This is a genomic window from Alkalihalobacillus sp. TS-13, assembly GCF_019720915.1.
Taxonomy (GTDB): Bacteria; Bacillota; Bacilli; order Bacillales; family Fictibacillaceae; genus Pseudalkalibacillus.
Window position 1 is genome coordinate 1 of record NZ_JAHKSI010000027.1, and the last position, 327, is coordinate 327.

Genomic DNA, 327 nt, shown 5'->3' on the forward strand with positions numbered 1-327 from the left:
AACCACACATAATGAACGCTGACTAACATCGTCACGTCCTGTGACAACGTCAGCACTAGCACATCCTGTGCGTCGCGTTTTCAAGAAAGACATTATCTAGTTTTGAGGGAATGGTTTCCTTCAAACTCCATACGAAGATTTGTCAGAATCAAGAGATTCGAGGAAGCAAGTGAACGATCACCAGAGTGTACTTTCGCGGCACATGAGGATGAGAGTGAACACAGCTGACAAAGAAGCTCGATGGTTATCACAAATCGATAGTCTGGTGACGATCGCGAAGAGGTCACACCCGTTCCCATGCCGAACACGGAAGTTAAGCTCTTCAGC

General features: G+C 46.8%; 1 rRNA gene. It reads left to right on the top strand.

Annotated features, from left to right (window positions below):
• Window positions 1-261: 261 nt before the first annotated feature.
• Window positions 262-327, top strand: a 5S ribosomal RNA gene (gene rrf, locus KOL94_RS24960); the annotation flags it as partial.